Origin of the sequence: Sorangium sp. So ce119 (assembly GCF_051524405.1) — a bacterium.
Taxonomy (GTDB): domain Bacteria; phylum Myxococcota_A; class Polyangia; order Polyangiales; family Polyangiaceae; genus Sorangium; species Sorangium cellulosum_G.
The window spans coordinates 8171991-8194194 of record NZ_CP150310.1 but is presented as its reverse complement, the minus strand read 5'-3'; the positions used below and the strand labels follow the sequence as shown (position 1 = coordinate 8194194).

The 22204-nt window shown below is 73.0% G+C and carries 14 protein-coding genes; 4 read left to right on the top strand and 10 right to left on the bottom strand.

The features are described from left to right. Positions 1–26 precede the first annotated feature (26 nt). The 3 genes from WME76_RS30885 to WME76_RS30875 form a co-directional block, all read right to left on the bottom strand. The gene (locus tag WME76_RS30885; protein ID WP_437955838.1) at positions 27–2327 is read right to left on the bottom strand and encodes a CapA family protein; all 2301 of its coding nucleotides are present in this window, start codon (positions 2325–2327) and stop codon (positions 27–29) included. A 761-nt stretch (positions 2328–3088) separates the two neighbouring features. Next, complete coding sequence (locus tag WME76_RS30880; RefSeq protein ID WP_437955837.1) at positions 3089–5116, bottom strand: hypothetical protein; 2028 nt, start codon at positions 5114–5116, stop codon at positions 3089–3091. Between the two features lie 123 nt (positions 5117–5239). Next, entirely contained in the window at positions 5240–5794 is a 555-nt protein-coding gene (locus WME76_RS30875; protein WP_437955836.1) for a hypothetical protein, read from the bottom strand. Positions 5795–5851: 57 nt separating this feature from the next. Here WME76_RS30875 and WME76_RS30870 point away from each other — a divergent pair, with 57 nt between their 5' ends. After that, a complete protein-coding gene (locus WME76_RS30870) occupies positions 5852–6370 on the top strand; it encodes a hypothetical protein (RefSeq protein WP_437955835.1) in 519 nt (172 codons plus the stop codon). A 12-nt stretch (positions 6371–6382) separates the two neighbouring features. Then, the gene (locus WME76_RS30865) at positions 6383–8236 is read left to right on the top strand and encodes a hypothetical protein (RefSeq protein WP_437955834.1); all 1854 of its coding nucleotides are present in this window, start codon (positions 6383–6385) and stop codon (positions 8234–8236) included. A gap of 124 nt (positions 8237–8360) precedes the next feature. Here WME76_RS30865 and WME76_RS30860 read toward each other — a convergent pair whose 3' ends face one another. From WME76_RS30860 to WME76_RS30835, 6 genes are all read right to left on the bottom strand, one after another. After that, entirely contained in the window at positions 8361–8609 is a 249-nt protein-coding gene (locus WME76_RS30860; RefSeq protein WP_061611017.1) for a hypothetical protein, read from the bottom strand. Positions 8610–8833: 224 nt separating this feature from the next. Continuing rightward, a complete protein-coding gene (gene rraA, locus WME76_RS30855) occupies positions 8834–9325 on the bottom strand; it encodes a ribonuclease E activity regulator RraA (RefSeq protein ID WP_437955833.1) in 492 nt (163 codons plus the stop codon). Positions 9326–9560: 235 nt separating this feature from the next. Further along, the gene (locus WME76_RS30850) at positions 9561–10943 is read right to left on the bottom strand and encodes a sigma 54-interacting transcriptional regulator (protein ID WP_437955832.1); all 1383 of its coding nucleotides are present in this window, start codon (positions 10941–10943) and stop codon (positions 9561–9563) included. A gap of 137 nt (positions 10944–11080) precedes the next feature. Continuing rightward, positions 11081–12004, bottom strand: coding sequence for a Grx4 family monothiol glutaredoxin (gene grxD / locus WME76_RS30845; protein WP_437955831.1), 924 nt, complete (start codon positions 12002–12004; stop codon positions 11081–11083). A 223-nt stretch (positions 12005–12227) separates the two neighbouring features. Further along, entirely contained in the window at positions 12228–12746 is a 519-nt protein-coding gene (locus WME76_RS30840; RefSeq protein WP_437955830.1) for a hypothetical protein, read from the bottom strand. A 194-nt stretch (positions 12747–12940) separates the two neighbouring features. Continuing rightward, positions 12941–15991, bottom strand: coding sequence for a beta-propeller domain-containing protein (locus tag WME76_RS30835; RefSeq protein ID WP_437955829.1), 3051 nt, complete (start codon positions 15989–15991; stop codon positions 12941–12943). Between the two features lie 414 nt (positions 15992–16405). Here WME76_RS30835 and WME76_RS30830 point away from each other — a divergent pair, with 414 nt between their 5' ends. Then, positions 16406–17371 (top strand): hypothetical protein, encoded by a 966-nt coding sequence (locus WME76_RS30830; RefSeq protein WP_437955828.1) that lies wholly within the window; start codon positions 16406–16408, stop codon positions 17369–17371. A gap of 573 nt (positions 17372–17944) precedes the next feature. Next, entirely contained in the window at positions 17945–19180 is a 1236-nt protein-coding gene (locus WME76_RS30825) for a type I restriction endonuclease (RefSeq protein ID WP_437955827.1), read from the top strand. 103 nt (positions 19181–19283) lie between these two features. On the opposite strand, the gene WME76_RS30820 is transcribed toward WME76_RS30825, so the two are convergent. Further along, the gene (locus WME76_RS30820; RefSeq protein WP_437955826.1) at positions 19284–22184 is read right to left on the bottom strand and encodes an Hsp70 family protein; all 2901 of its coding nucleotides are present in this window, start codon (positions 22182–22184) and stop codon (positions 19284–19286) included. Between the last annotated feature and the right edge of the window lie 20 nt (positions 22185–22204).

The window sequence follows — 22204 nt, the reverse complement described above, 5'->3', positions numbered from 1 at the left end:
CTCGCGTCCTGGCGCTGATGGGGTGCTCAGGGCGTCGCCGGCGCCAGCGTGTACGACCGGTGCGTCATCGTCACGCCGAGGGTCGTGAGCGCCGGATTTGTGGCGGTGCAGCGGACGAAGCTCCAGTCGTTCGGCGTCGCGAACGCGAACCCGACGGAGCCGTCGGCGATCGTGCCCTCCCACTCGACGAGCGACACGTCATCGAGGAACGTGGTCGCCTCGCCGCTCGCCGGCGGCGCCGCCCTGAAGTAGACCCGCACCGAGCCCGCGTTCGCCGGCGGGGTGAGGTCGACGGTGAACCGCTGCCAGTCGTAGGTGCCGGCCGCGCGCGTGTACGCGACGCTGTTCGACAGGCTCGCCCCGCCGCTCGTGTACCAGTAGACCTGCGCGCGCATCTGCCCGGCGTTGTCGCCCTTCAGGTATCCGGTGAGGGTCAGCTTGCGGCCGGGCTCGAACTTGACGCGGTTGTTCATGTAGGTCGACACCTCTCCGGTGCTGTTCGACTTGCGCAGGAACACCATCGCGCCCGTCCCGCCGTGGACGACGCTGTTCTCGATGTAGCGGTATTCGCTCATCGACCACATCGAGCCTTCGTGGAAGGCGTCGTCGACGTCGCTGTCCTCGAAATCGCCGTAGAGCATGATCTCCCGGCCGTAATCGCAGCTCGCGGCGGCGGTCGTCCGGAGCGCGGCGAGCGAGTCCGAGGCGCTCGAGCGCTGGTGCGCGACGGGGCCGGTGCTGCGGTTCGCGAGCGGCACGCTCCGCGTCTCGACCTGCTCGTTCGTCGTGTACTGCGCGGGGTCGCTCACCGCGGCGGCCCGCGGGCCGCTCGCGAACACGACCGCGCCGGTCAGGCCGTCGGCCGCGTCGCCGGGCGACGGCGCCGCCGGCAGCGTCGTGGAGAGGTGGCCGATGTGGCGGATCGCCCGGCCGAGCCAGGCGCCGCCCACGAGCTTCGGCACGTAATCCTCGTTCTGAAACGGGATGAGCTGCACGCGGTGCACCGCGCGGCTGCCGTCCGCCGCCTCGTCGATGTCGACGGCGGCGAGGTACGATTGGTACGTCTCGAAGATGTCCTGATCGAAGACCATGTTGCCGAGCGACATGAAGATGAAGCGGGGGCCGGCGCCGGCGTCGTGCAGCCCGACGCCGTGGATCGTGTGCGGGTGGTGCGCCACGACCATGCCGGCGCCCATCTGGACGAGCTGGGTGAACCGCCGCCGCATGCCGGATGACGGGTAGTCGCTGTACTCGGTGCCTCCGTGCAGCACCGGGATGGCGAAGCGCCCCACCGCGTCCGTCTGCATGAAGTCGCTGATCTGGGTGAGGCCGAGCTGGAGCGCGCCGGGCTTGGGAGGGGGCCCATCGGAGGCGGTGAGCGCGTACTCCGCGAGCGTCGTCCCGTCGTTGACGATCTGGCTGAACCCCTGGAAGGCCACGTCGACGTCGCGGATCGTCCTGTAGAGAACGGTGCCCTTGGCCGTCGCCTCGTCGACGCCGGCGCCGAACCAGTCGAGTCCGGCGTTCGGCACGGCGCTGAGCGTGTCGGTGACGCCCCCCTCCAGGTAATCGAACATGTGGTTGTTGCCGAGGCTCACCCCGTCCACCCCGGAGAGCGCGAGGGCCCGGACCGTCTCGGGGTAGGAGAAGAACGTGAACGACTTGTACGGGTGGGGCGTCTCCGGGTTGGCCGTGACAGGGCACTCCAGGTTGACCTGGGTGTAGTCCGACGACGAGAGGACGTCGCGCAGGAAGGAGAGGATGGCGCGCGCGTCCGCCTCGCGCGTGCCGGGGCGGATCAGGTCGCCGGTCTCCCCCTCGACGCCGTCGGCGTCGCTGTCGATGAAGCGCCGCCCGAACATCGTGTCGCCCCCCACGAGGATCCGCGCGCGGCCGGGGCGCTGCACGGTCAGGACGACGCGGCCGACGTCGGCGGCCGCCGCGAAGAGCGGGCGGTGCAGATCGGCGGGGATGATCTCGCTGTAGTACCCGTCGATCTCGACGCGCAGGAGGACCGAGCGCCGCGCGAGCGCCTCCAGGGTGAACGCGCCCGCGCCGTCGGTGAACGCGATCTCGCCGTGGTTGACCGCGCCGCTCCCCCAGCCGATGGCGGTCACCTCCGCGCCCGAGATCGGCGACCCCGCCTCGTCGACGACGACGCCGGTCACGTCGATGGGCGCCGCCGCGTACGTCGCGTCGAACGCCGCCTCGGTGGCGTCGAAGCGATACGCCGCCCGGGCGTCGCCCGCGGCGAGCGAGGCGCAGATCGCGGCGCCCGCGCACAGCGATGAGGACGTGAATGTGGAGATGACGCGTCTTCTTGCCATGATCGCTCCCGGTCCGTTGGGGCCTGTCCGACGACGGCCGACATCAAGAGATGACGAGGCCAGAGCAGAGCTCCGCCGGGGCCGGTCACGCATGTGTAAAAATGCCGTGTGACCGTACTCCAGCGTTTCTCACCCGGCCGATGCAGGGTCTGCGAGCGTCGACTGGCCGCTCAGCCCTCGCTGCTGAGACAGCGGGAGCACCGACCCCTTGCATGATTCGATCCGTTCCAGCGCTGTTCTGCGCGACAAAGATGATCAGCTCGAGATTATCATGCTCAGGTCAGCTCTCGCTATACGCTCGAGTGGAGCGTCCGCGTTTTCTTCGCATGCCGTCGGGGTCAGTGTCGGAGGGCGCCCTCGCCACGTCACGTCGCTGTCGTCTCTTTCGTGTGGGGGCGCGTGCAAGCACGGCGCGCTGCGGTGATGCGCGCCGGCGTCGCACCTGGACACACTGACTTGGAAGAGTGCCAGTCTCAAGAAATTCGGAGCTTCGCGGCGGGACGGGCTCGCGCGGGCAGGAAGGTAGGCCAAACAGGCAGGGTTGAAGCCGCGATTTGCCGCCTTTTTCTCCGTTCTCGAAGAGCGGAAACCCGGTATCCTCGCTCGACTGGCCGGCCGCGTCCGTCACGCGGAACGTGAACGGCCTTCTGACGATGCGAACGGTGAGCTCGCCGTCGTGGCCGTGAGCGCGCAGGCGCGCGCCGCGGATCCGTTGTCGTCGTCGCGAGGAAGGGCGTGTCTGGCGTCCGAGGGAGCGCGCGCTACGCGGCGGCGGAGATCGCCTTCTTGCCGGGGCGCGGCGCGCGAGGCGCTCCGGAGGCGCTGGCGCCCTGCGGCTTGTTCGGCGTGGCGCCCGCGGGCGGGGTGGAGACGGCGCGGACGAGCGCGGCGGCGATGGCCGCCGTCATCCGCGCGGTCGGCAGCCGCGGCGTGAACGCGAGCACGCGCTCGCCGGGGCGCCGGCCGCGCGACGACCGGCCGCTGCTCGCGAGCCGCTCGACGGCGCGCTCGCAGGGCGAGCCCGGGGCGACGCGCAGCAGGACCTCGGGCAACCCGATGGCGCCGCCGGCGCCGGGCGCGTAGACGACGCCGACCTCGATCGCGACGAAGCCGGGGAGCGCGGCGCGCGGCGCGAGGCCGAGCCGGAGCTCGTCGGCGTCCGGGCTGCCGTCGGGGATGCGCAGGCGGCCGACCACGCGGAGCTCCGTGGCCCCCGCCGCCGCGCGCGCTGGCGCCTTCACCGTGGCCCTGGCCGTCGCGCCGGCGGCCGCCTTGGCCGCCGTGCCCGCGGGCGCCTTGGCCGCCGCGCCCGCGGCGCGCTTCGACGCGGCGGGCGCCGCGCTCGCGGGCGCCTTCAGCGTGCGCCGCACGCGGCGCGCGACGTCGCGCAGGAACGCGACCGGCCGGGCCGCCGGATCGGGGGGGAGCTCGGCGAGGCGGCCGGTGCAGAAGATCGCGAACAGCGCCGTCGCGTCGAGCGCGAGGAGGTGCGCGTGGTACGGCGACGCGCCGGCCAGCGCGTGGACCCCCGCGCCGAGCGCCGCGAGCAGCGCGACCAGCAGCGCCTTGCCGGCGCGCGTCGAGACGTCGAGGTAGACGCCGCGCGCCCGCGGCGGCTCGCGGAAGGCCTCGGCCTCCGCGACGGGGAGCCACTTGCCGGGGCGCCGCAGGGCCCCGCCGGCGCGCTCCGGGCGGGGGGTGCGGTGCGCGGCGAGCGCGGTCGCCGCGGCCACGAGCGCGGCGCCCGCCGTGCCGTCCCTGAGCAGGAACTCCAGGGCGACGCCCGCCACGAGCGCGAGCCCCGCGAGGGCGGCGCGCGGCGCGAGCGGGATCGGGACGAGGGGCCGCGGCGCCACGCCCGCGGCGCGCGCGAGGCGCTCGTGCTCGCGCGCCTTGAGCGCGACGAGCGCGCTGTAGAGCGCGAACAGGGCGACGCCGGCGGCGATGTAGAGGGTGCGGCTGCGATCGGGGCTCGCGGCCGCGGCGTCCGCCAGCCGCCCGAGGCTGTCGGCGCCGGGCGTCGCCGCGGCGGGCGCGGGCTGGAAGGCGCGCGCGTCGGCGCGGACCGCCCACCGGATCGGCTCGCCCTTCGGGGCGTAGGGGCGGAGCAGCTCGAGCTCGTCCTTGTCGAGCGCGCGGCGCAGCGTGGAGAGCGTCATCGGCGCCCCGAGCGGGTCGGAGCCCGCCGCGTCGCCCGCCTCGTCGACGCGCGGCTCGTCGGGCGCGGCCGGTAGCTCGACGGTGAGCCGCGCCGAGTCGTAGCCGTCGTCCCAGAGGGGCCCGGTCCACGAGACGCGGGAGCTCGGACCGTCCTGCTGGATGAGCCCCCGCTTCACGAGGTCCGTGCGGTAGCGGAAGAAGAGCACGAACACCCCGCGGCTCAGGCCCTTGCCGTCGAAGCGGGCCCGCAGCGTCGGCGGCGGGCGCGTGCCGTCCTCGCGCGGGCGCAGGTCGGGCGGCAGCAGCTCGAGCGCGACCGGCGTCGCGTCCGTGAGCGAGCCCGCGGCCGCGGCCTTGAAGGGCACGGCGTAGCTGCCCTGGTCGAGCTCGGCGTCCGGGTCGACGCCCTTGATGTCGAGCGCGCGCAGCGGCCCGCCCGAGATCTTCAGCGTGACCTTGTGCTCGACCCGGGCGGCGCCGGCCCGGTCGATCGCGAGCCGCGCGTCGTCCCCGGCGACGTGCACCTCGACCCACGCGCGCGCCGGGAGGGCGAAGGCGAGGGCGACGAGCGCCGCCAGGAACGGGAGCAGCAGCGCCGGCCCGGGGCGGCGGGCGATGCGAGAGGGCATGGTGCAGACGTCCCACGGCGCCGCGCGCAGGGCCAAGTTCTGTGGCCGGCGCCGGTCGTCCGTCGCCGCGCGCCCCTCCGCGGTAAGGCCGCGCTGCCGCCGATCAGGGCGCAGCGGACGCGATCAGTACGCGACGCCGAGCGAGAGCGACCCCATGAGCTTGATTTTCTCGATCTTGTCGTAGAACACGTCCACGGGCGTGCCGTTTATCGTGAGCTCTTCCGGAGGGGCGAGCGCGACGCCGAGCCCGAACCCCCCCGACATGGCGAACCCGCCGTCGCGGCCGAAGATGTTCGTGCTCCCGATGATGAGGCCCAGGACGGCGCTGCTCACGTCGCGTTTCCCTGTGATCGCCGGGGCACGGGGGTTGGGGGTGAAGACCGCCTCGAACGACTCGTAGCCGACGCGTCCTTTCACCCAGAACCCCTGGAGCGGCTTGCCCTCCACGTAGATACCGACGTCGGCCGCGAGCGCGTATCCGGTTGTGTCGAGCCTCGCGTCCTCGAGCGAGCCCCAGATCCACGACGGGGTGATGCCGATGGTGAGCGGCCCGAGGACGGCGACCTCGCCCTCGAAGGTCATCCTTCCGAACAGCAGATCCAGGGCGTTGTAGCGGACCGACCAGCGGCAGCAGGTGGCCTCGGGCGGCCTCGGCGGGGGCGGCGGTCCTTCCGGCAAGGCGTACCCCGGACCGTAGCCGGGCGGCTGCTGGGGATAGCCCTGCTGCGGATAGCCTTGCTGCTGGGGATAACCCTGCTGGGGATAGCCTTGCTGGGGATAGCCTTGCTGCTGGGGATAGCCCTGCTGGGGATAGCCTTGCTGCTGGGGATAACCTTGCTGCTGGGGATAACCCTGCTGGGGATAGCCTTGCTGCTGAGGATACCCTTGCTGCTGGGGGTAACCCTGCTGAGGATACCCTTGCTGCTGGGGATAACCCTGCTGGGGATATCCCTGCTGCTGCGGGTACCCGGTCGGCGGCTGGGCGGCTCCGCCGGGCTGTCCCTGGCCTTGCGGGAGCGGCTGAGCGGGCTCTTGCGCCGCCGACACGGGCGCGAGGAGGAGCGCGCCGAGGCCGAGAAGGAGACCGCAAGCCGCCGAGCGGGGAGCGATCCTGGAGGCGGGCGCGCGCGCGGAGCCCCGACCCGTGCTGAAAGCGCAATCCATGGCGGAGGACTGTACCGAATCCCGAGCAGGCCGGCCATACGCACGCCGCGGCCCGCCGCTGCGCTCGCGCGCGCGATCTCCAGCCTGTAGTCTTCCCCGCCGATGCTGCCTGTCCCCGATGTCGCCGCCGCCGCTCCCGCGCCCGGATTCCCCCCCGTCAGCGACGCCGCGGCCGCGCCGGCGGCGGATCTCGGCGCCCCGCTCGGGCCGGAGACACCGCCGGTAGAGCTCGATCGCGCGCTGTCCGAGCTCGGCGAGGCGGCGCTCGGGTTCGCGCGCATGCCGCCGCGCGAGAAGGCGTCCCTGCTCCGCTCGCTGCTCCCGGGCCTGCTCGTCGCCGCGCGCCCGCACGTCGAGGCCTCGTGCGCCGTCATGGGGATCGATCCCGGCTCGGCCGCGAGCGGCGCGGCGTGGCTCGCGGGGCCGTGGCCGACGCTCTCGCACGTGCGCCTCCTGGCCGAGGCGCTCGACGACATCGCCGCGCGCGGCCGCCCGCGGCTGGGGCGCGACGCGCTGCGCGCCCGCGCCGACGGACGCGTCGAGGTGGAGGTGTTCCCCACGCGTCTTCGCGACGGCGCGCTCCACGGACCCGTCCGCGCGCGCGCGCTGATGCTGCCCGGCGCGACCCCCGCCGGCGTCCGCGAGGGGCAAGCGCGCTTCTATCAGCAGCGCGACCCCGAGGGGGGCGTCGCGCTGGTGCTCGGCGCGGACGATGTTGCGGGCGTCCCCCTCCGGGACGCCCTCCACAAGCTGTTCGTCGACGGGCGGGTCGTGGCGCTCGCGATGAGCCCGCGCAGCGCGCCCCTCGGCGCCATCCTCGAGCGCGCCCTCGCGCCGCTCGTCTCGCGCGGGCTCCTCCGCTTCGTCTACGGCGGCGCCGACGCGGGCGCCTACCTCGCTCGTCACCCCGCCGTCGCCGAGGTCCACGTCGCCGGCTCGGCGGCCGCGCACGACGCGCTCGTCTGGGGGCCGTCGGGCCCCTCGCAGGCGCTCCGGCGGGCGTCGGGAGAGCGGCTGCTCGACAGGCCGATCTCCTCCACGCTCGGCGGCGTCACCCCGGTCGTCGTGACGCCGTGGCTCTACGGCGAGGACGAGCTCTGGTTCCAGGCGAGGCTCCTCGCGCGCCAGATCGTGAGCAACGCCTCGCTCGCCGGCCACGAGGCGCAGGTCCTCGTGCTGCCCAGGGGCTTCGTGCAGCGAGCGCTGCTCCTCCGGATGCTCCACCGCGCGCTCGCCGCCGTCCCCCCGCGGCGCCCCGCCCACCCGGAGGCCGGGGCGCGGCACGCCGCGCTCACGGCCGGGCGCGCGCCGCTCGAGCGCGAGCGCCTCGATGGCTCCGCCGACGTGCCGCTGCCGCGCGGGGTCGTGCGCATCGGCGAGCCCGGGCCCGGCGAGCTTCCGTGGACGCTGATCACGGGCCTGTCCGGATCGGACGCCGACGAGCCGCTGTTCTCGACCGAGCCGCGCTGCGGCCTCCTCTCGATCGTCGAGGTCGGCTCGAGCGACCCGGTGGAGTTCCTCGACGCGGCGACGCGCTTCTGCAACGACCGGCTCCACGGCACCCTGAGCGCGTCGATCGTGGCGCACCCGATCAGCGAGGAGGACCCCGCCGTCGCCGCCGCGCTCGACCGCGCCCTGCTCGAGCTCCGCTACGGCGTGATCGCGGTGAACCAGGCGCCCGCCGCCGCGCACGCGGCCGTCGTCCCGCCGTGGGGCGCTCATCCGAGCGCCACGCTCGCCGACATCCAGAGCGGGCTCGGCTTCGTCCACAACACGGCGATGCTGGGGCAGGTCGAGAAGACGATCCTGCGCGCGCCGCTCACGACCTTCCCGCGCCCGCCCGGCTTCCTCGATCACCGGCGCTCCCACGTGGTGGGGGAGCGGCTCGCGGCCTGCGCCGCCGATCCCCGGTGGGGCAACGTCGCGCGCGCCGTGTCCGCGGCGCTGCGCGGGTGATCCCGCGCCGGGCTCCAGCCAGGAACACAAAACGAGGCTGGCGGTGATCACCAGAGCTCACGGGCCCTGGTGAACGCCGCCAGCGGCGCCGCTCACGCGGAGAAGCGCGCTTCGATCCCGGCGATCAGGAGGGGAGCGACGAGCGGAACTCCTTCACCTTCTCCAGGATGTCGCGCAGCGCGTTCCGCGAGGTCTCCGAGACGTCCTCGGCCAGCTTCTCGGCGTCGAGGAGCGTGGGCTCCAGCTTCCCCCAGGCGTCCTTCGCCTCCATGCCAGCAAGGTGGAGCCTGACCCGGATCTCGTCGCGCAGGGTCTGAAGCGACTCCAGGCTCTTGGTCAGATCGCTCTTCAGGTCGGACGTGATGTTGCTCATTCTTTTTCCTCCCGTAGGTACGAGGTGTTGGTAGCTCCGCGTGTTCCGGCCTGATGCATCTGCCGCGCCAGGCAGCGCGCTTCGACGCAGCGCGCGACGTCCGCGCGTCCCGGCCGGAGCCGAGCACAGCAATCCTGGGAGCAACCACCGCGGTTCACCGCGCCGGAGGTGTGGCGAAATTGCTCGTCCACGTGCGTTTTTGCCCCGCGCGGCGGCCGAGCGCCTCAGGCTAGCTGCTTCTGTGCGTGGAGGATCCCGTCGTGATCGGCATAGACGAATCCGCCGGGAACATAGGTGATCCCGGCGAACGTCACGGGCACATCGCGCTCGCCAGCGCCCTTCTTGCCGCTCTTTCGTGGGTGCGTCGCCAGGGCCTTCACGCCGATCGGGAGTCGGGCGAGCGCCTCCGCGTCGCGGACGCAGCCGTAAACGATCAGCCCGGCCCAGCCGTTCTGGAGGGCGATCTCGGCGACGTTGTCGCCGAGGAGCGCGCAGCGGAGGGACCCGCCTCCATCGACGACAAGCACCCGCCCTTGGCCCGGCTCCTCCAGCGTCTTGCGGACGAGCACGTTGTCCTCGTGGACCTTGACCGTGGCGACGCGCCCGTGGAACAGGCGCGCTCCGCCGTAGTCCCGGAAGACGGGGTCGGCGACGACGACGGCGTCCGGGTGCTCATCGCAGAGATCCGTGGTTCGATACCCGATTCCTGAGCTCATGGAGGCTCCTTCGCATGGTTCACCGCAACAGCCCACCGTCCTGCGTACCGCGGAGGCTCGGTGACCCGGTGGCGCGGTGAAAGGACGAGACGTCCGACGCGGGCGAGAGGTCAGGAAGAGTGCAGCGCTCCTTCCCGATTCCCGTCGTTGCTCCCGGATCACTCTGGGGTATCGAGCGCCGGATTCAACCGCTCATCCGCTCGCCCGCTCGCCGCTCGCCTGCTCGGCGGTTCGCTCAGGACGGCTCGCGGCGCCCAGCGTCCTCGCCGGAGGTCTCCTCGTCCTTGCCCGTGCGCGCGCCGGCGAACGCCGCCGCGTCGAGGCCGTGGCGGACGAGCCAGCGGCGGAGCTGGTTGCGGTGCATCCCGAGCGAGCGGGCCGCGCGCGAGACGTTCCCCTGCTCGCGCCGCAGCGCCATCTCGATGGCGATCCGCCGCATCTCCACCGGCGCCGGCGTGCGCCGCGCGACCTCCGTGATGTCGAGGCCCGCCGACGGCGCGAGATCCGACGCCTCCACCGCGGCGCGCCCCGCCTCGCGCGCCGAGAGGGCCGCCTGCCGCACCTCGCGGAGCAGCTCCCGCACGTTGCCGGGCCACGCGCGCAGGGCGCAGGCCTCCAGGAACGCGGCGCTCGGCGCGAGCCGCGCGCCGTCGCGCCGGAGCTCCGCGGCGACCAGCCACGGCAGCTCCTCGAGCCGCTCCGACAGCGCCGGGATCCGCACCTCCGGCCGGCCGATGCGGTAGTAGAGGTCCTCCCGGAAGCGGCGCGCCGCGACCTCGGCCTGGAGCTCCTTCAGGGTGGCCGCGCAGAGCCGGAACTCCACCTTGCGCGGGCGCGTATCGCCGAGCGCGACCACCTCGCGCGTCTCGAGGACGCGGAGCAGCTTGGGCTGGACCGACGGGTCGAGCTCCGCGACCTCGTCGAGGAACAGCGTGCCGCCGTGCGCGGCCTGCACGTAGCCCTCGGCGTCGGCGTTCGCGTCCGAGTACGCTCCGCGCCGCGCCCCGAAGAACAGCCGCTCCGCGAGCCCCTCGGGGATCGCGGCGCAGTTCACGGCCACGAACGGCCCGCCGCGCCCGGTCGCCGCGTGGAAGGCGCGCGCCGCGAGCTCCTTGCCCGAGCCGCTCGGCCCGGTGAGCAGCAGCGTGTCGCCGCGCGCCCCCGCGCGCTGGATCTTCTCGCGCGCCTGCCGGAGCGTGGGGCCGACCAGCCCGTCCTCGTGCTCCAGGACGCCGCCCCGCTGGAACGGCGCGATGTCGGCGGTGAAGCGCAGGAGCGTGCTCCCGATGCGCAGCACGCGCGGGAGCGCCGGGAAGAGCTGGCGCTCGACCTGCTTGCCGTCGACGAAGGTGCCGTTCCTGCTGCCGAGATCGGCGACCTGGATGCCCTGGGCCAGGAGGGAGACGCGGACGTGCCGGCGCGACACCTGGTCGTCCTCGACGACGACGACGTCGTCCGCCGGCGCGCGACCGAGCGCGACCGCGCCGTCCCTGAGCGGGATCGGCGCGCAAGCAGGCTGCCCGCGGGTGAAGATGACCACGAGGCCAGGCGTCGCCGTCTCCGCCGGTGCCCGCACCGCGTCGTGCGCCCTGATCGTCGACTGATCGTCGGCTCCCACACGGCAGGCATACATGATCCCACGGCGGCCCTGAAGGACCGAGGCGCTCGCGGAGTGTGGGTGGAAAATTCAGACAAGGCGCGACGCGCCGTGCGCTCGTCGTCGCGAGCGCGGCGCGCGCTCGGGGCGGTCGGTCCTCAGTAGCGCGGCACCGAGGGATCGACCTTGTGCGACCAGGCGTCGATCCCGCCCTCGAGGTTGTAGAGGTTCTTGAAGCCCTTCGCGAGGTAGTGCTCGGCGGCGGCCTGGCTGCGCCCGCCGTGGTGGCAGTGGAAGACGATCCGCGCGTCCCTGGGGAGCGCGTCGAGGTACCGCTGCCCCTCCTGGTCGAGGTGGCGAGCCCGCTCGATCTTCGCGATCGCGCGCTCCTGCGCGGTGCGGACGTCGAAGAGCTCGATCGGCTCGCCGCCGTCGAGCATCGCCTTGAGCGCGGCGGGCGAGAGCTGCTTGACCCGCGGCGGCTCGTTCGGGCTCTCCAGCTTGAAGCCGCCGGAGGGGCCGTCGACGAAGTCGATCGACAGCCCCTCGGCGCGCCGCGCGCTCGCGCGGTCGAGGAGGAACACCACCCCGCCCGCCTCGACCTCGACGTCGCCGGCCTGCCGCGGGCCGAAGTAGAGGCTGTAGGTGTAGGAGGGGTCGATCTCGATGTGCACGAAGTCGGCGTCGGACTCCCGCGCCGACTGGAACGCGGCGGCGGCCGCGGGGGTCACGCGGAGGGAGGGCGGTGCCTGCGGCGCGCCCTGCGCGAGCCCGAGCGTCTTCACGAGCTCCCCGGTCGCGTGCAGCTCCTTCACGATGTCGCAGCCGCCGACGAACTCGCCGCGGATGTAGAGCTGCGGGATCGTCGGCCAGCTCGAGAACTCCTTGATGCCGTCGCGCAGCGCGGCGTCCGAGAGGACGTCGACGGTCTGGTACTCGGGCAGGTGCTCGTCGAGGATGCTCACCACCGTGGCGGAGAACCCGCATTGCGGCATCGACCGCGTCCCCTTCATGAACAGGACGACGTCGTTCTCGCGGATGATGGTGGCGATCCTGGCCCGCAAGGGCTCGCTGAGGCTCATGTGCTTGCTCTCCGTCCGCGGCCGTCGCGGCGCGGTCGACGTCCGCGCGCTTCCGCGGGCCTCTCGCTAGCATGGGCAACGCACGGCAGCGAGGCCCCGCGCGCGTCCGCGCCCGTGTCTGCCGCGGGCGCTCTCGCCGGCTCCGCGGCGCTGCGCGCGCTGGGCAGACGGCGCGCGCAGCGGGCGAGGCCCGCTCGGCGGGCGGAGCGATCGCGCGGCGCGCTCAGCGGCCGAACAGGAGCCCCACGACCGCCGCGATCGCGGCGAGGGTCGCGAGGACGGCCGGCGCGCTGAGCTGCGCGCCGAGCGCGCGCAGGCGACCGCCGCGCTCGCTCGCAGGGCGCGCGAGCGCGTCCGACGGGGGCGGCGCAACGCAGCGCACGCCCGGCGACGCCGCGCTGTCCGCGCGGATGTCGACGAGGAGCTGATCGAGGGGGGCGTGCTCGCCGAAGGGGCGCACCAGGCGGAGCGTCGCGCCGCCGGTGAGGTCGGCGGGCAGGCGGAGCCGCAGCGTCCTCGCGGCGAGCTCGGACGGCGCGCGGTGGGCGCCGCTCCGCGCGCAGCTGTCGCAGCCGCCGCCGTCGCAGCGGGCGCACGTGATGCGCGCGGGCACGGCGATCTCGAGGTCCGCGCCGCCGCGCGTCCACGCGGCCGGGACGGCGATCGAGAGGCGGCCTCGCGAGCCGTCCGAGGCGTCGAGGTCGTCGCGATCGATCAGCTGCCCGAGCTCGGCTCTGCCCATGCTCCTTGTGTGCCGCACCCGGGCGCCCGCGCCAAGCGGGACCTCCCGGCCGCCGCTCCTGCCCGGGCTGCTGCTGAGCTCAGGGGCCGTGTACGTGTGGGGTTCGGTGCAGAAGATCGGGCAGCGCTACGGGGGAGGGGAGCGGGGCTGCGCCTCCGCTGCCCGGGGCGAGCGGCGGAGGCGCGGCGCGAGGATCAGTCGCCGAGGTCGACGACCTCGAGCCCGTAGTGCCCGAGCGAGCAGAGCGCGCGATCGCCGGAGATCGTCACCCGGTGGGTGTACGACGAGAGCTCGCCCTTCGTCTCGTACGTGAGCTCGTCGAGATCGGCCGCGTCGAGGACGGCGATCGACGGCGGGTTGTAGCTCGCGATGACGAGGCGCGCGCCGTCCGCGAGGATCGGCCAGCCGTAGTCGAGGTCCTCGAGCGGCTGGGTGGCGACGTCGATGCTGCCTGCCTCCAGCCCGCTCGCCACGAGGATCCCGGTCGAGCTCTCCCGGTCGCTCTCGGCCACGACGTAGTTCCCGGCGGTGTACATGAAGACCCGGTCATCGCCAGCGAGCACCTGCGCGATCCGGCGGTTGTCCGGCAGCGAGCTCTCGTCGCGCAGCCGCGCCGTCGTGTCGCCGACGTCGAGGAGCTTCAGCGTGCGGCGCGTCCCCGTGCACACGCCGGGGCCTTCCCAGGATTCCTGGTTCGTCGGCTCGAACCGGGCCTCGGCGAAGACGCCGTAGCACGCCGCGTAGTCCGCCGCCGCGAACTCGACCGTCTCGTAGTCCACCGTGAGCGCGCGTCGGGACGCGGAGTCGAAGGCGAGCAGCGAGCCGGGCACGTTGACCGGCGTCCGCACGACCGGCGCGGACGGGTCGGCCACGTCGATGCGGTCGAGGTAGAAGCGCGCCCTCGTGGGATCGTCGGGCAGCGGCACCCAGTGCGAGGTCAGCACGGTGGTGCCGTCGATCAGGAGGGCGGTGTGGCCAGCGCCTTCGGGCAGCGCCACCGTGCGGTGCGCCGGGCTCGAGGGGTTGGAGAGATCGATGATCTCGAGCGACGCCTCGGCGGGCTGCGGCGCTCCGGTGCCGCTGCTGCCCTCGTAGTAGACGTCGTCGTAGTAATAATAGGTGTCGTTCGCGTTGCGGAGCACGAGGGTGCTCCCTGCCTGGACCACGGCGTCGCCGGCCTGGAGGACGGCGCCGTAATATCCGCCGGCGTACAGCGCATTGCTGCTGAACGGCAGCTCGCGCTGGCTGGCGATCCGGGGCGCCGCGGGGTTCGTGAGGTCGATGACGGCGAGGTTCGTCTTCGACCAGTCCGTGTACGTGGGCCAGAGCAGGTACGCGTGCTGCCCGTGCGTGAAGACGCGCGCCTCGGCGAGGCCGGAGCCGTAGCAGTCGCCCTGCGACTCGGACGTCAGCGTCGTGAGGTCGAGCCGCCCGAGCGGCTCGGCGCGGGTCGGATCCGAGGCGGACACGACCTCGAGCTGCGCGCGGTTCGTCCACCAGTCCGCGCTCATGCGCACGACGAGGTCGCCGGTGGTGACCGCGTTGCTGACGACGGTCGCGAGGGCGAGATCGGCGGTCGCGACGGGGGCGTCGCGGTCATCGATGCTGAACGTCCCGACCTCCTGGTCGGAGACGGCGAAGAGCCTGTCGTCGTGGACGAAGGCGCGGCGCGCCTGGCCGCGCGCGGGGGCCACGCCGCGCTTCGTGAGCGTGTCGGCCGTGAAGTCGATGAGCTGGATGCCGCTCCGGTACGCGCCGCAGCCGTACCCGGCCTCGTCGTACTCCCAGCCGCTGAACGGCACGAGCAGGGCGCCGAGGTCGTCCAGGATGGTGAAGGCCTTGTGGATCCGGTCCTGATCCTCGGCGAAGTTGCCCCAGTCGCCGCCGAAGTGGACGCGCTCCAGCATCGTGGGGTTCGCGAGATCCGAGACGTCGAAGAGCGAGACGTGGAGCGCGCCCTCGGCGGCGGCGTTGTCGAAGCCGAGCGCGAGCACGCGATCGCCGCGCGGCTCCATGTGGTAGACCCACCCGGGGATCTCGAGCTCGCCGAGCTGGGCGGGGTTCTCCGGGTCGCTGAGGTCGATGGTGAACAGCGGGTCGGTCTGCTCGGCGGTGATCGCGTAGGCGCGGTCGCCGTCGAAGCGGACGGAGCGCAGCGACTCGGGCCGGGGCAGGGTGAGCTCGGTGTACCCGAGGGGCGTGAGCTCCTGCGAGGACGCGACGGTGAAGGTCTGGACGCCGGGCTTCGCCGCGTTGTTCCACCAGAGGCCGGGCTGGCTGATGACGCGGAGGACGCCCTCGTGCTCGTCCATCTGCCAGCGGCTCTGGATCTGGCCGACGGCCTCGACGCTCGTGCCCTCGACGAGGTCGCCGCCGGGGTCGGAGATGTCGATGACCTGGATGGTGGAGTGTCCCTCGTCGGTGCCGTTCCACTCGATGCCGGCGACGTACATGCGATCTGCGGTGACGCTCACGCTGCGCTGCCACCCGTAGCCGTAGGGATCCTCGTCGTCGTAGGTGAGCTGATCGACGACGGTGATCTCGGCGGGGTCGCCGACGGCCAGGGAGGTGACGGTGGTGTTCCGCGTCCCCGAGCACCCCCAGCAATACCCGTCCTCGAAGGTGACGGCGTAGAGCACGTCGCCGACGATGCGGGAGTCGGAGATGCTGCCCGGCAGGTTGAACGACCCGATCGACGCGATGTTCGCCGGGTCGGAGACGTCGAGCGCCTCGATTCGGCTCGTCTGCTCAAAGGTGTACGAGCCGTCGGCCTCGTTGTAGATGTATTGTCCCCACGACGAGAACATCGCGTAGACGACCCCGTCGCGCAGGTACATCTCGAACGGGATCCCGCTCGCCTCGTAGCGCCCGACGAGCCTGAGACGGTCGCGCCGCGAGATGTCGATGATGCTGAGCCCCGAGTACTGCGAGAGCGCGTAGAGCTTGCCGTCGTGGACCTGGATGATGTCGGCCTCGGTGATCGCGCGCTCGGCGCCGCCGTCGCCGCCATCGTCGGCCGTCGGGGCCCCGGCGCCGCCGCCGGCGCCCGTGCTGCCGCCGGCGTCGTCCCCCTCCGAGTTGTCTCTCCCGTCGGGGTTCCTCGGATTGCCCGAGATGAAGTCGGTCTGCGCGTCATCGGGTGAAGGCCCCGTCGTGGAGCCTCCCTGGCAGCCGGTGAGCCCGGCCGATGCCGCTGCCGTCGCGAGGACGAGCCAGCGCGCGTAAGTTCTAGACAGGAAGGTCATGGTCACCTCGTTCACGACAAGACACAGAGCGTCATGCTTTTCGCCGGTGTCCGTTGCACTTGGGAAGTCCCGCGTCCGGCGCACGTAGCAAGCGGCAGGCCAGGCAAATTGCAGCGAAAATCCGGTGGATTTCGCGGTGTCCGCCGGTCCTGTGCCAGAGTGTGCAGCCGCGGGCTGCCACCGCTGGCAGCCGCAAAGCGTGCGCCTCGTCGCCGCGTGTGCGCGCGGATCCGGGGGTGGGCGCACGGGGCCTGAGAGCGGCTCGTTCCCCTGGTGGGAGCCGAGCGCGCATGGCGGGAGCGCCGCGTTCACGCGTCCGACGACGCCCGGGCCCGGGGCTGTGAAGCGACCGGCGGCCCCTGGCGCCAGCGGCTGCCGGGTGCCACGGTCGATCGCAGGATAGGAGGCTTGACCATGGATGTGTTCGGCAACCGTCATCGATTCCTTGCTGCGATGCTCGTGCTCTTCGTACCCCTGCTCACCGGCGCCGAGGGCAAGGGCTGTCAGACTCCGGGCGACGGCGGGCCCGGAGCCGGTGGCGGCGGGACGGCGGGGGGTGGTCCCGGGGGAGGCGGGTCTGCGGGCGGCGTCCCTGGGGCCTGCATCGAGACGGGCTGCAGCGGGCAGATCTGCGCCGACGAGGGCGTGATCACCACCTGCGAGTACCGCGAGGAGTACGCGTGTTACGCGGAGCTCGGCGTCTGCGAGCGCGGCGCGTCGGGCGAGTGCGGCTGGCGGCCGACGCCGGAGCTCGAGGCGTGTATCGCGGAGAAGCGCGGCGAGCCTCCCGAGCCCGCGCCGTGCGTCGTGACGGGCTGCAGCGGGCAGATCTGCGCCGACGAGGACGTGATCACCGACTGCGAGTTCCGCGAGGAGTACGCGTGCTATGCGGAATTCGGCATCTGCGAGCGCGACGCGTCGGGCGCGTGCGGCTGGCAGCAGACGCCGAAGCTTGAATGGTGCCTCGAGGGCAAGGGGGGCGAGCCCGCCGAGCCCGGGTCGTGCGTGGTGACCGGCTGCAGCGGGCAGATCTGCGCCGACGAGGACGTGGCGAGCACCTGCGAGTACCGGGACGAGTACGCGTGCTATCCGGCGCACAGCAGGTGCGAGCGCGACGCGTCGGGCGCGTGCGGCTGGCGGCAGACGCCGGAGCTCGAGGCGTGCATCGAGGCGGCCTCGGGCGACAGGACGCCGGTCAGCGGGCTCTGCATCCGGAACAGCGGCGACGCGTGCACCACGGACGCCGACTGCTCCATTGGCGGCTGCGGCGGCGAGCTCTGCCACAACCCCGCCCTGAGCGGCGGCATCTCGACCTGCGACTGCACCAGCCCGGGGCTCGCCTGCGGGTGCGTCGACGGCACCTGCTCCTTCTGGAACTGAGGCCGGCCGTCAGCGGGGAGGCGGGAGGCGCGAGGGCCAGGCGACCTGGGCGCGCGACCTCGTGACCGCCTCCCGGGCGCGCCACGTCTCGCCGGGCGAGTTGCCCATGGCGCGGCGACGACGCGCCATGATGCTCGGGTGATTCGCGATAACGCTTCCACGGCGATCCACGGCTCTTCTGCTGGTGTGCGTCACTGTACCGGCGTTGGGGGGAGCCGGCGAGGGCAGTCACCAGCGAGCGATCAGAGCAGTAGCTCGCGATCCTCGATGCACCGCCGCGAACGCGCCCTCGCGAACAGCACCTGCGCCGTGTCCTTCGTTCACTGGCGCGCGCCCCCATGTGGTCGCGACGATGCCGAAGAGCGCGGTGCTGCCCCGTGAGGAGACAGCGCCGGGCATCCACGGTCATCCGATGTATTTCACCCACCAAACCGTCTTCGGACAGAATTTTCGTGTCGTGATGGAAAGACAACAGGTGTATCGATCAGTCTGAAGGAAAGTGCGCGCTCCTGTCCCGGGGGAGCGACCGCCAGCGAGTCCCGCTGGCTCCAAGCCGGTGCTCTCAGAGGGAATATGGCGCTCCTCGACAACATCCGTCGTCTCAGCGAGAACGTCCGTAGAAGGCAACCTCACACCCGGGGAGAGCAAGCGACCAAGAATGCGCTCATTCTCCCCTTCCTCGACGCGCTCGGGTACGACATCTTCGACCCCACGGAAGTCCACCCGGAATACATCGCCGACTTCGCCAAGAAGCGTCCGAGCGGTCCGTCCGAGAAGGTCGATTACGCGATCTACCTGAACGGCATGCCGATCATGTTCTTCGAGTGCAAGTCTGCGGATACCGAGCCGAACCTCCACAACGGTCAGCTCCAGCGTTATTTCAACGCGACACCGTCGGTGAAGGTCGCCGTCGTGACGAACGGCGTACGGTATCTGTTCTTCACCGATCTCGAAGAGCCGAACATCATGGATGGAAAAGCCTTCTTCGAGTTCGATGTGCTCGCGTTCTCCGAGCGCGACGTCGAGACGCTCGAGGCGTTCTCGAAGGCCTTCTTCGATGCTGCTCTCGTGCGGCATCGCGCCGAGGACATCATCTATACCGGCAAGGTGACGAGCTATGTCAACGAGCTCCTCCGGAACCCTTCGGAGTCGTTCACTCGGTTCCTGTTGAGCGAGATCAACATCACGACCGGGAAGCTCACGGCCAAGCGGGTCGAGAAGTTCGTGCCCATCGTGAAGAAGGCGATCCAGTCGACGCTCCTCGAGATGGCGACCCGCTCGATCAAGCAGGAGACCTACGAGCCCGTGCAGCAAGCCCCCATCGCGGCCGTAGCGGCGCCTCCTCCGGCGCCCCCGCGCCCTCCGGCGGAGTCGCAGCCTGAGATCAACAAGGGGATCGTGACCACAGCCGAAGAGCTCGAGGCTTACGAGATCATACAGCGTATCTGCGCCGACTCGGCGGTGAAGGACAAGCCCCAGGTCCAGTACCTCGACTCGGTGAACTACTTCGGTCTGAACATCGGCAACCGGAAGAAATGGTTCATGCGCCTCTTCTTCGATGGGCGTCGCAAGGCGGTGGTGACGCGCCTCGCCGTCGAGCGCGCCTCGCCGCTCGTCCCGGGCTTCGAGATCGAGCCCGCGCCCGAGAACGTCGGCAAGAGCCGCGTCTACATCGCGGGCCTGAAGGACATCGAGCGTCTGAGGCCCCTCGTGCTCCTCGCCTACGAGGAAGAGGTCAGGCGCGCGGAGGCGAGCGGCGGCGATGATGACGACGTGCCGGCCCCCGCAGCCGAGGCGCTCCGTCACTGACCCGATGACTTCACGCGCAGGGCGCTTCACGTAGGCGGAGGCTGTGGCCGACGCGCGGCGTGGCGCAGAGCGCCGCGAAAGAGCCTAATTCCAGGCCCAGCCCCTACTCGCTCACGAGCCGCAGCCCGACCGGCAGCCCTTCTCCGAAGAACGCCGCGCGCTCGGCCTCCTCCACGGCCACCACCTCGCGCACGGCCCTCACCCACGCCTCCGGCGCGCCCGCCTTGACGAGCCGCCGCTCCACCTCGCCGCGGATCCGGTCGGACACGTCGCGCGCCCGGTCGCCGGTCCTGCGCGCGAGCTGCACCGCGGCCGGCGCGGCCGACGGCAGCCCCTCCCACTTCTCGCGCAGCAGGTGGTCGAGCCACCGCTCGGCCGCCGCCGGCGAGACCACGTGGTGCACGCTCGCGTACGCAGGCACGCGCGCCCCGACGCGGCCGATCGCCGCCCAGAGCCGCGCGTCGCGGTCGGTCCACGTGCGCTCCAGGATCCAGGCGCCGAGCTCGCTCCTTCGGCCGGCGGGCGCGCGCTCGAGCGACGCGCACAGCTCGAGCAGGTCGTCGAGCGCCTCCGGCTTCACCCCCTTCGGCTTCTTCAGCCGCTGCTCGGCCGGGGCGAGGAACGGATCCGCGAGGTCCCGGATCGCCACCTGCAGCGGCTCGTCGAGCCCGCCGGCGACGCGGCGCCACGCGATCCAGAACTGCTGCCACGAGCGCGCCTCCTGCGGGAACGCGAGCCGCTCGGCGAAGAGCGGCGCGAGCGCCGCGATCCGCGCCGGGTCGCCCGCGTCGCCGAGGCCGGGGCGGAGGCAGTAGCCGGCCAGCGACCAGAACACGCGCTCGTGATCGGCCGAGCGCCGCCGCGAGCGCGCGCTCGGCGCGAGCGTGTCGAACAGCGCCCGCGCCGTCTCCGTCGTCCAGGCGGCGCGCTCGCCGAGCACGCGCTCGAGCTCGCGCACGAGGTTCTTCACCTCCCGCGGCGCGACGTCGGGCCGCCCCTTGCCGAACACCCGCTCGATCGCCTCCCGCGCCTCGTCGAGCCGCTTGCCCCCCGGCGTCGCCGCCGCGAGCGGCCTCGCCGGCGCCCGCTCCGCCGGCGCGCCGCCCGTCGCGCCTCCCCCGGCCTCGGCGGCGCCTGCGCCCTCCGCGCCGCGCGCCCCGCGGCCGTCCTCGCGCAGCTGGAACGCGAGCCGGAAGCGGCGCGGCGCCGGGACGCCCACCTCGACGCAGGCGAGATCCAGGGTGCCGATCGCGGTGAGCTCTCCCTCGATCTGGACGCGCACCTCCGCCCGCTTGCCGCCATCGGCGCGCGCGCGCGCCGCGTCGCCGGCGTCGAACGCCACCGCGACCGGCGGGAGCGCCTCGAACCGGTCCTCCTCGAGCGGGACGAGGTCGCCCGCGCGGTCCTCGCGCGCGTCGTCCGACGCGAACAGGTCGAACCGGACCGGTCGGCCCACGACGAGCGCGAAGGTCCGCCCGGCCGCCGCGTGCGCGCTGCCCTCCTTCGCGCCGCGCGGCACGACGCAGACCGCGGGCCGCGGCCCCCCGCCGGCGGGCGGCTCGAGGCCGACGTAGTAGCCGCGCGCCGCGCCCCCCTCGATGCGCACGCCGCGGCCCGCGAGCGCGAGGCCGTAGGCGACCGCGCCCCGCGCCACGGCGAGGTCGGGATCGGCGTGCGGGAGCACGTCGAGCGGCGGGCCGCCCCAGCGCTCGATGACGCGCGCGAGCCGCTCGGCGACGCGGCGCGCGCGGAAGACGCCGCCGTTCAGGAGCAGCGAGGTCGGCCCGAGCGACCCGGGGGCGTGGCGCGCGAAGAACCAGGCCACGTGCCGCGTGATCGCGACGTCGCGCTCGTACGGGAGCCCGAACGCGACGAGCCCGCTCCGCCCGCGCTGCGGCCGCGCGTCCCGCGGCGTCTCCGGGAGGAACCCGTCGAGCACGACGCGCTCGACCTCCTCGCGGCCGAGGCGCGTCGTCAGCGCGCCGCCGACGAGCCGCGCGCCGTGCGAGAGCACGGTGACCGGCGCGTCGTCCGGCGGCCCGGGCGCGCCGTCGGGCGACGCGCCGCCGAGCAGGCGCTCCTTGGCGGCGCGGCAGGCGAGCACGAGCTGCCCGAAGCGCGCCGGGTCGAGCTTCTCGCCGGCGCCCACGAGGCGCGGCTCGCAGAGGTGAGCGAGCGCGAGGTCCATGTTGTCGCCGCCGAGCAGCAGGTGGTGGCCGACCGCGACGCGCGAGACCTCGACCGGAGGACCGTCGAGGGGAGCGCCGTCGGCCGCGCCGGCGCGCCGCGCGACGCGGATGAGCGACAGATCGGTGGTGCCGCCGCCGACATCGCAGACGAGGACCAACGCCTCGCCGCCCGAGCGGGCGAGCAGGGCGTCGAGGCCTCCCGTCCCCGCGAGCCGCATGAAGTCGTAGAACGCGGCCTGCGGCTCCTCGAGGAGCCGCGCCGACAGGCCGGCGCGACGGGCGGCCTCGACGGTGAGCTCGCGCGCGACCTCGTCGAACGAGGCCGGCACGGTGAGCACGACCTCCTGCTCCGCGAGCGGTCGATCCGGGAAGGCCTCGTCCCAGGTGCGCCGCACGTGGGCGAGGAGCCGGGCGCTCGCGTCGAGCGGCGAGACGCGCGGCAGGTCGGCCGCGTCGTCGCCCGCGCCCCAGGGCAGGATCGGCGCCGTGCGATCGACGGCGGGGTGGCAGAGCCAGCTCTTCGCCGAGGCGATGAGCCGGCCGGGGATCTCCCCGCCGCGCCGGCGCGCCTGCTCGCCGAGGACGAACGGCGCGTCGCCGAAGGGGTCGGCCGGCGCCTCGCCGGGCACGGGCGCGTAGAGCAGCGACGGCAGCAGCGGGCGCGCCTCGACCTCCGTGGCCGTCACGAGCTGCGGGATCGGAAAGACGCGGATGGCGCCGGGATCGGCGTCGCGCTCGGCCCACGCCACGACGGTGTGCGTGGTGCCGAGGTCGACTCCGACGATCAGGCTCGGGTTCTTCGGGGGGGCGGACATGCGTGCGCGCAGCAACGATA

What these genes read in the sequence shown, in the direction of transcription:
- WME76_RS30885 (WP_437955838.1), bottom strand. Translation starts at nt 2,327, where the DNA reads ATGGCAAGAAGACGCGTCATCTCCACATTCACGTCCTCATCGCTGTGC.
- WME76_RS30880 (WP_437955837.1), bottom strand. Translation starts at nt 5,116, where the DNA reads ATGCCCTCTCGCATCGCCCGCCGCCCCGGGCCGGCGCTGCTGCTCCCG.
- WME76_RS30865 (WP_437955834.1), top strand. Translation starts at nt 6,383, where the DNA reads ATGCTGCCTGTCCCCGATGTCGCCGCCGCCGCTCCCGCGCCCGGATTC.
- WME76_RS30860 (WP_061611017.1), bottom strand. Translation starts at nt 8,609, where the DNA reads ATGAGCAACATCACGTCCGACCTGAAGAGCGATCTGACCAAGAGCCTG.
- rraA (WP_437955833.1), bottom strand. Translation starts at nt 9,325, where the DNA reads ATGAGCTCAGGAATCGGGTATCGAACCACGGATCTCTGCGATGAGCAC.
- grxD (WP_437955831.1), bottom strand. Translation starts at nt 12,004, where the DNA reads ATGAGCCTCAGCGAGCCCTTGCGGGCCAGGATCGCCACCATCATCCGC.
- WME76_RS30840 (WP_437955830.1), bottom strand. Translation starts at nt 12,746, where the DNA reads ATGGGCAGAGCCGAGCTCGGGCAGCTGATCGATCGCGACGACCTCGAC.
- WME76_RS30835 (WP_437955829.1), bottom strand. Translation starts at nt 15,991, where the DNA reads ATGACCTTCCTGTCTAGAACTTACGCGCGCTGGCTCGTCCTCGCGACG.
- WME76_RS30830 (WP_437955828.1), top strand. Translation starts at nt 16,406, where the DNA reads ATGGATGTGTTCGGCAACCGTCATCGATTCCTTGCTGCGATGCTCGTG.
- WME76_RS30825 (WP_437955827.1), top strand. Translation starts at nt 17,945, where the DNA reads ATGGCGCTCCTCGACAACATCCGTCGTCTCAGCGAGAACGTCCGTAGA.
- WME76_RS30820 (WP_437955826.1), bottom strand. Translation starts at nt 22,184, where the DNA reads ATGTCCGCCCCCCCGAAGAACCCGAGCCTGATCGTCGGAGTCGACCTC.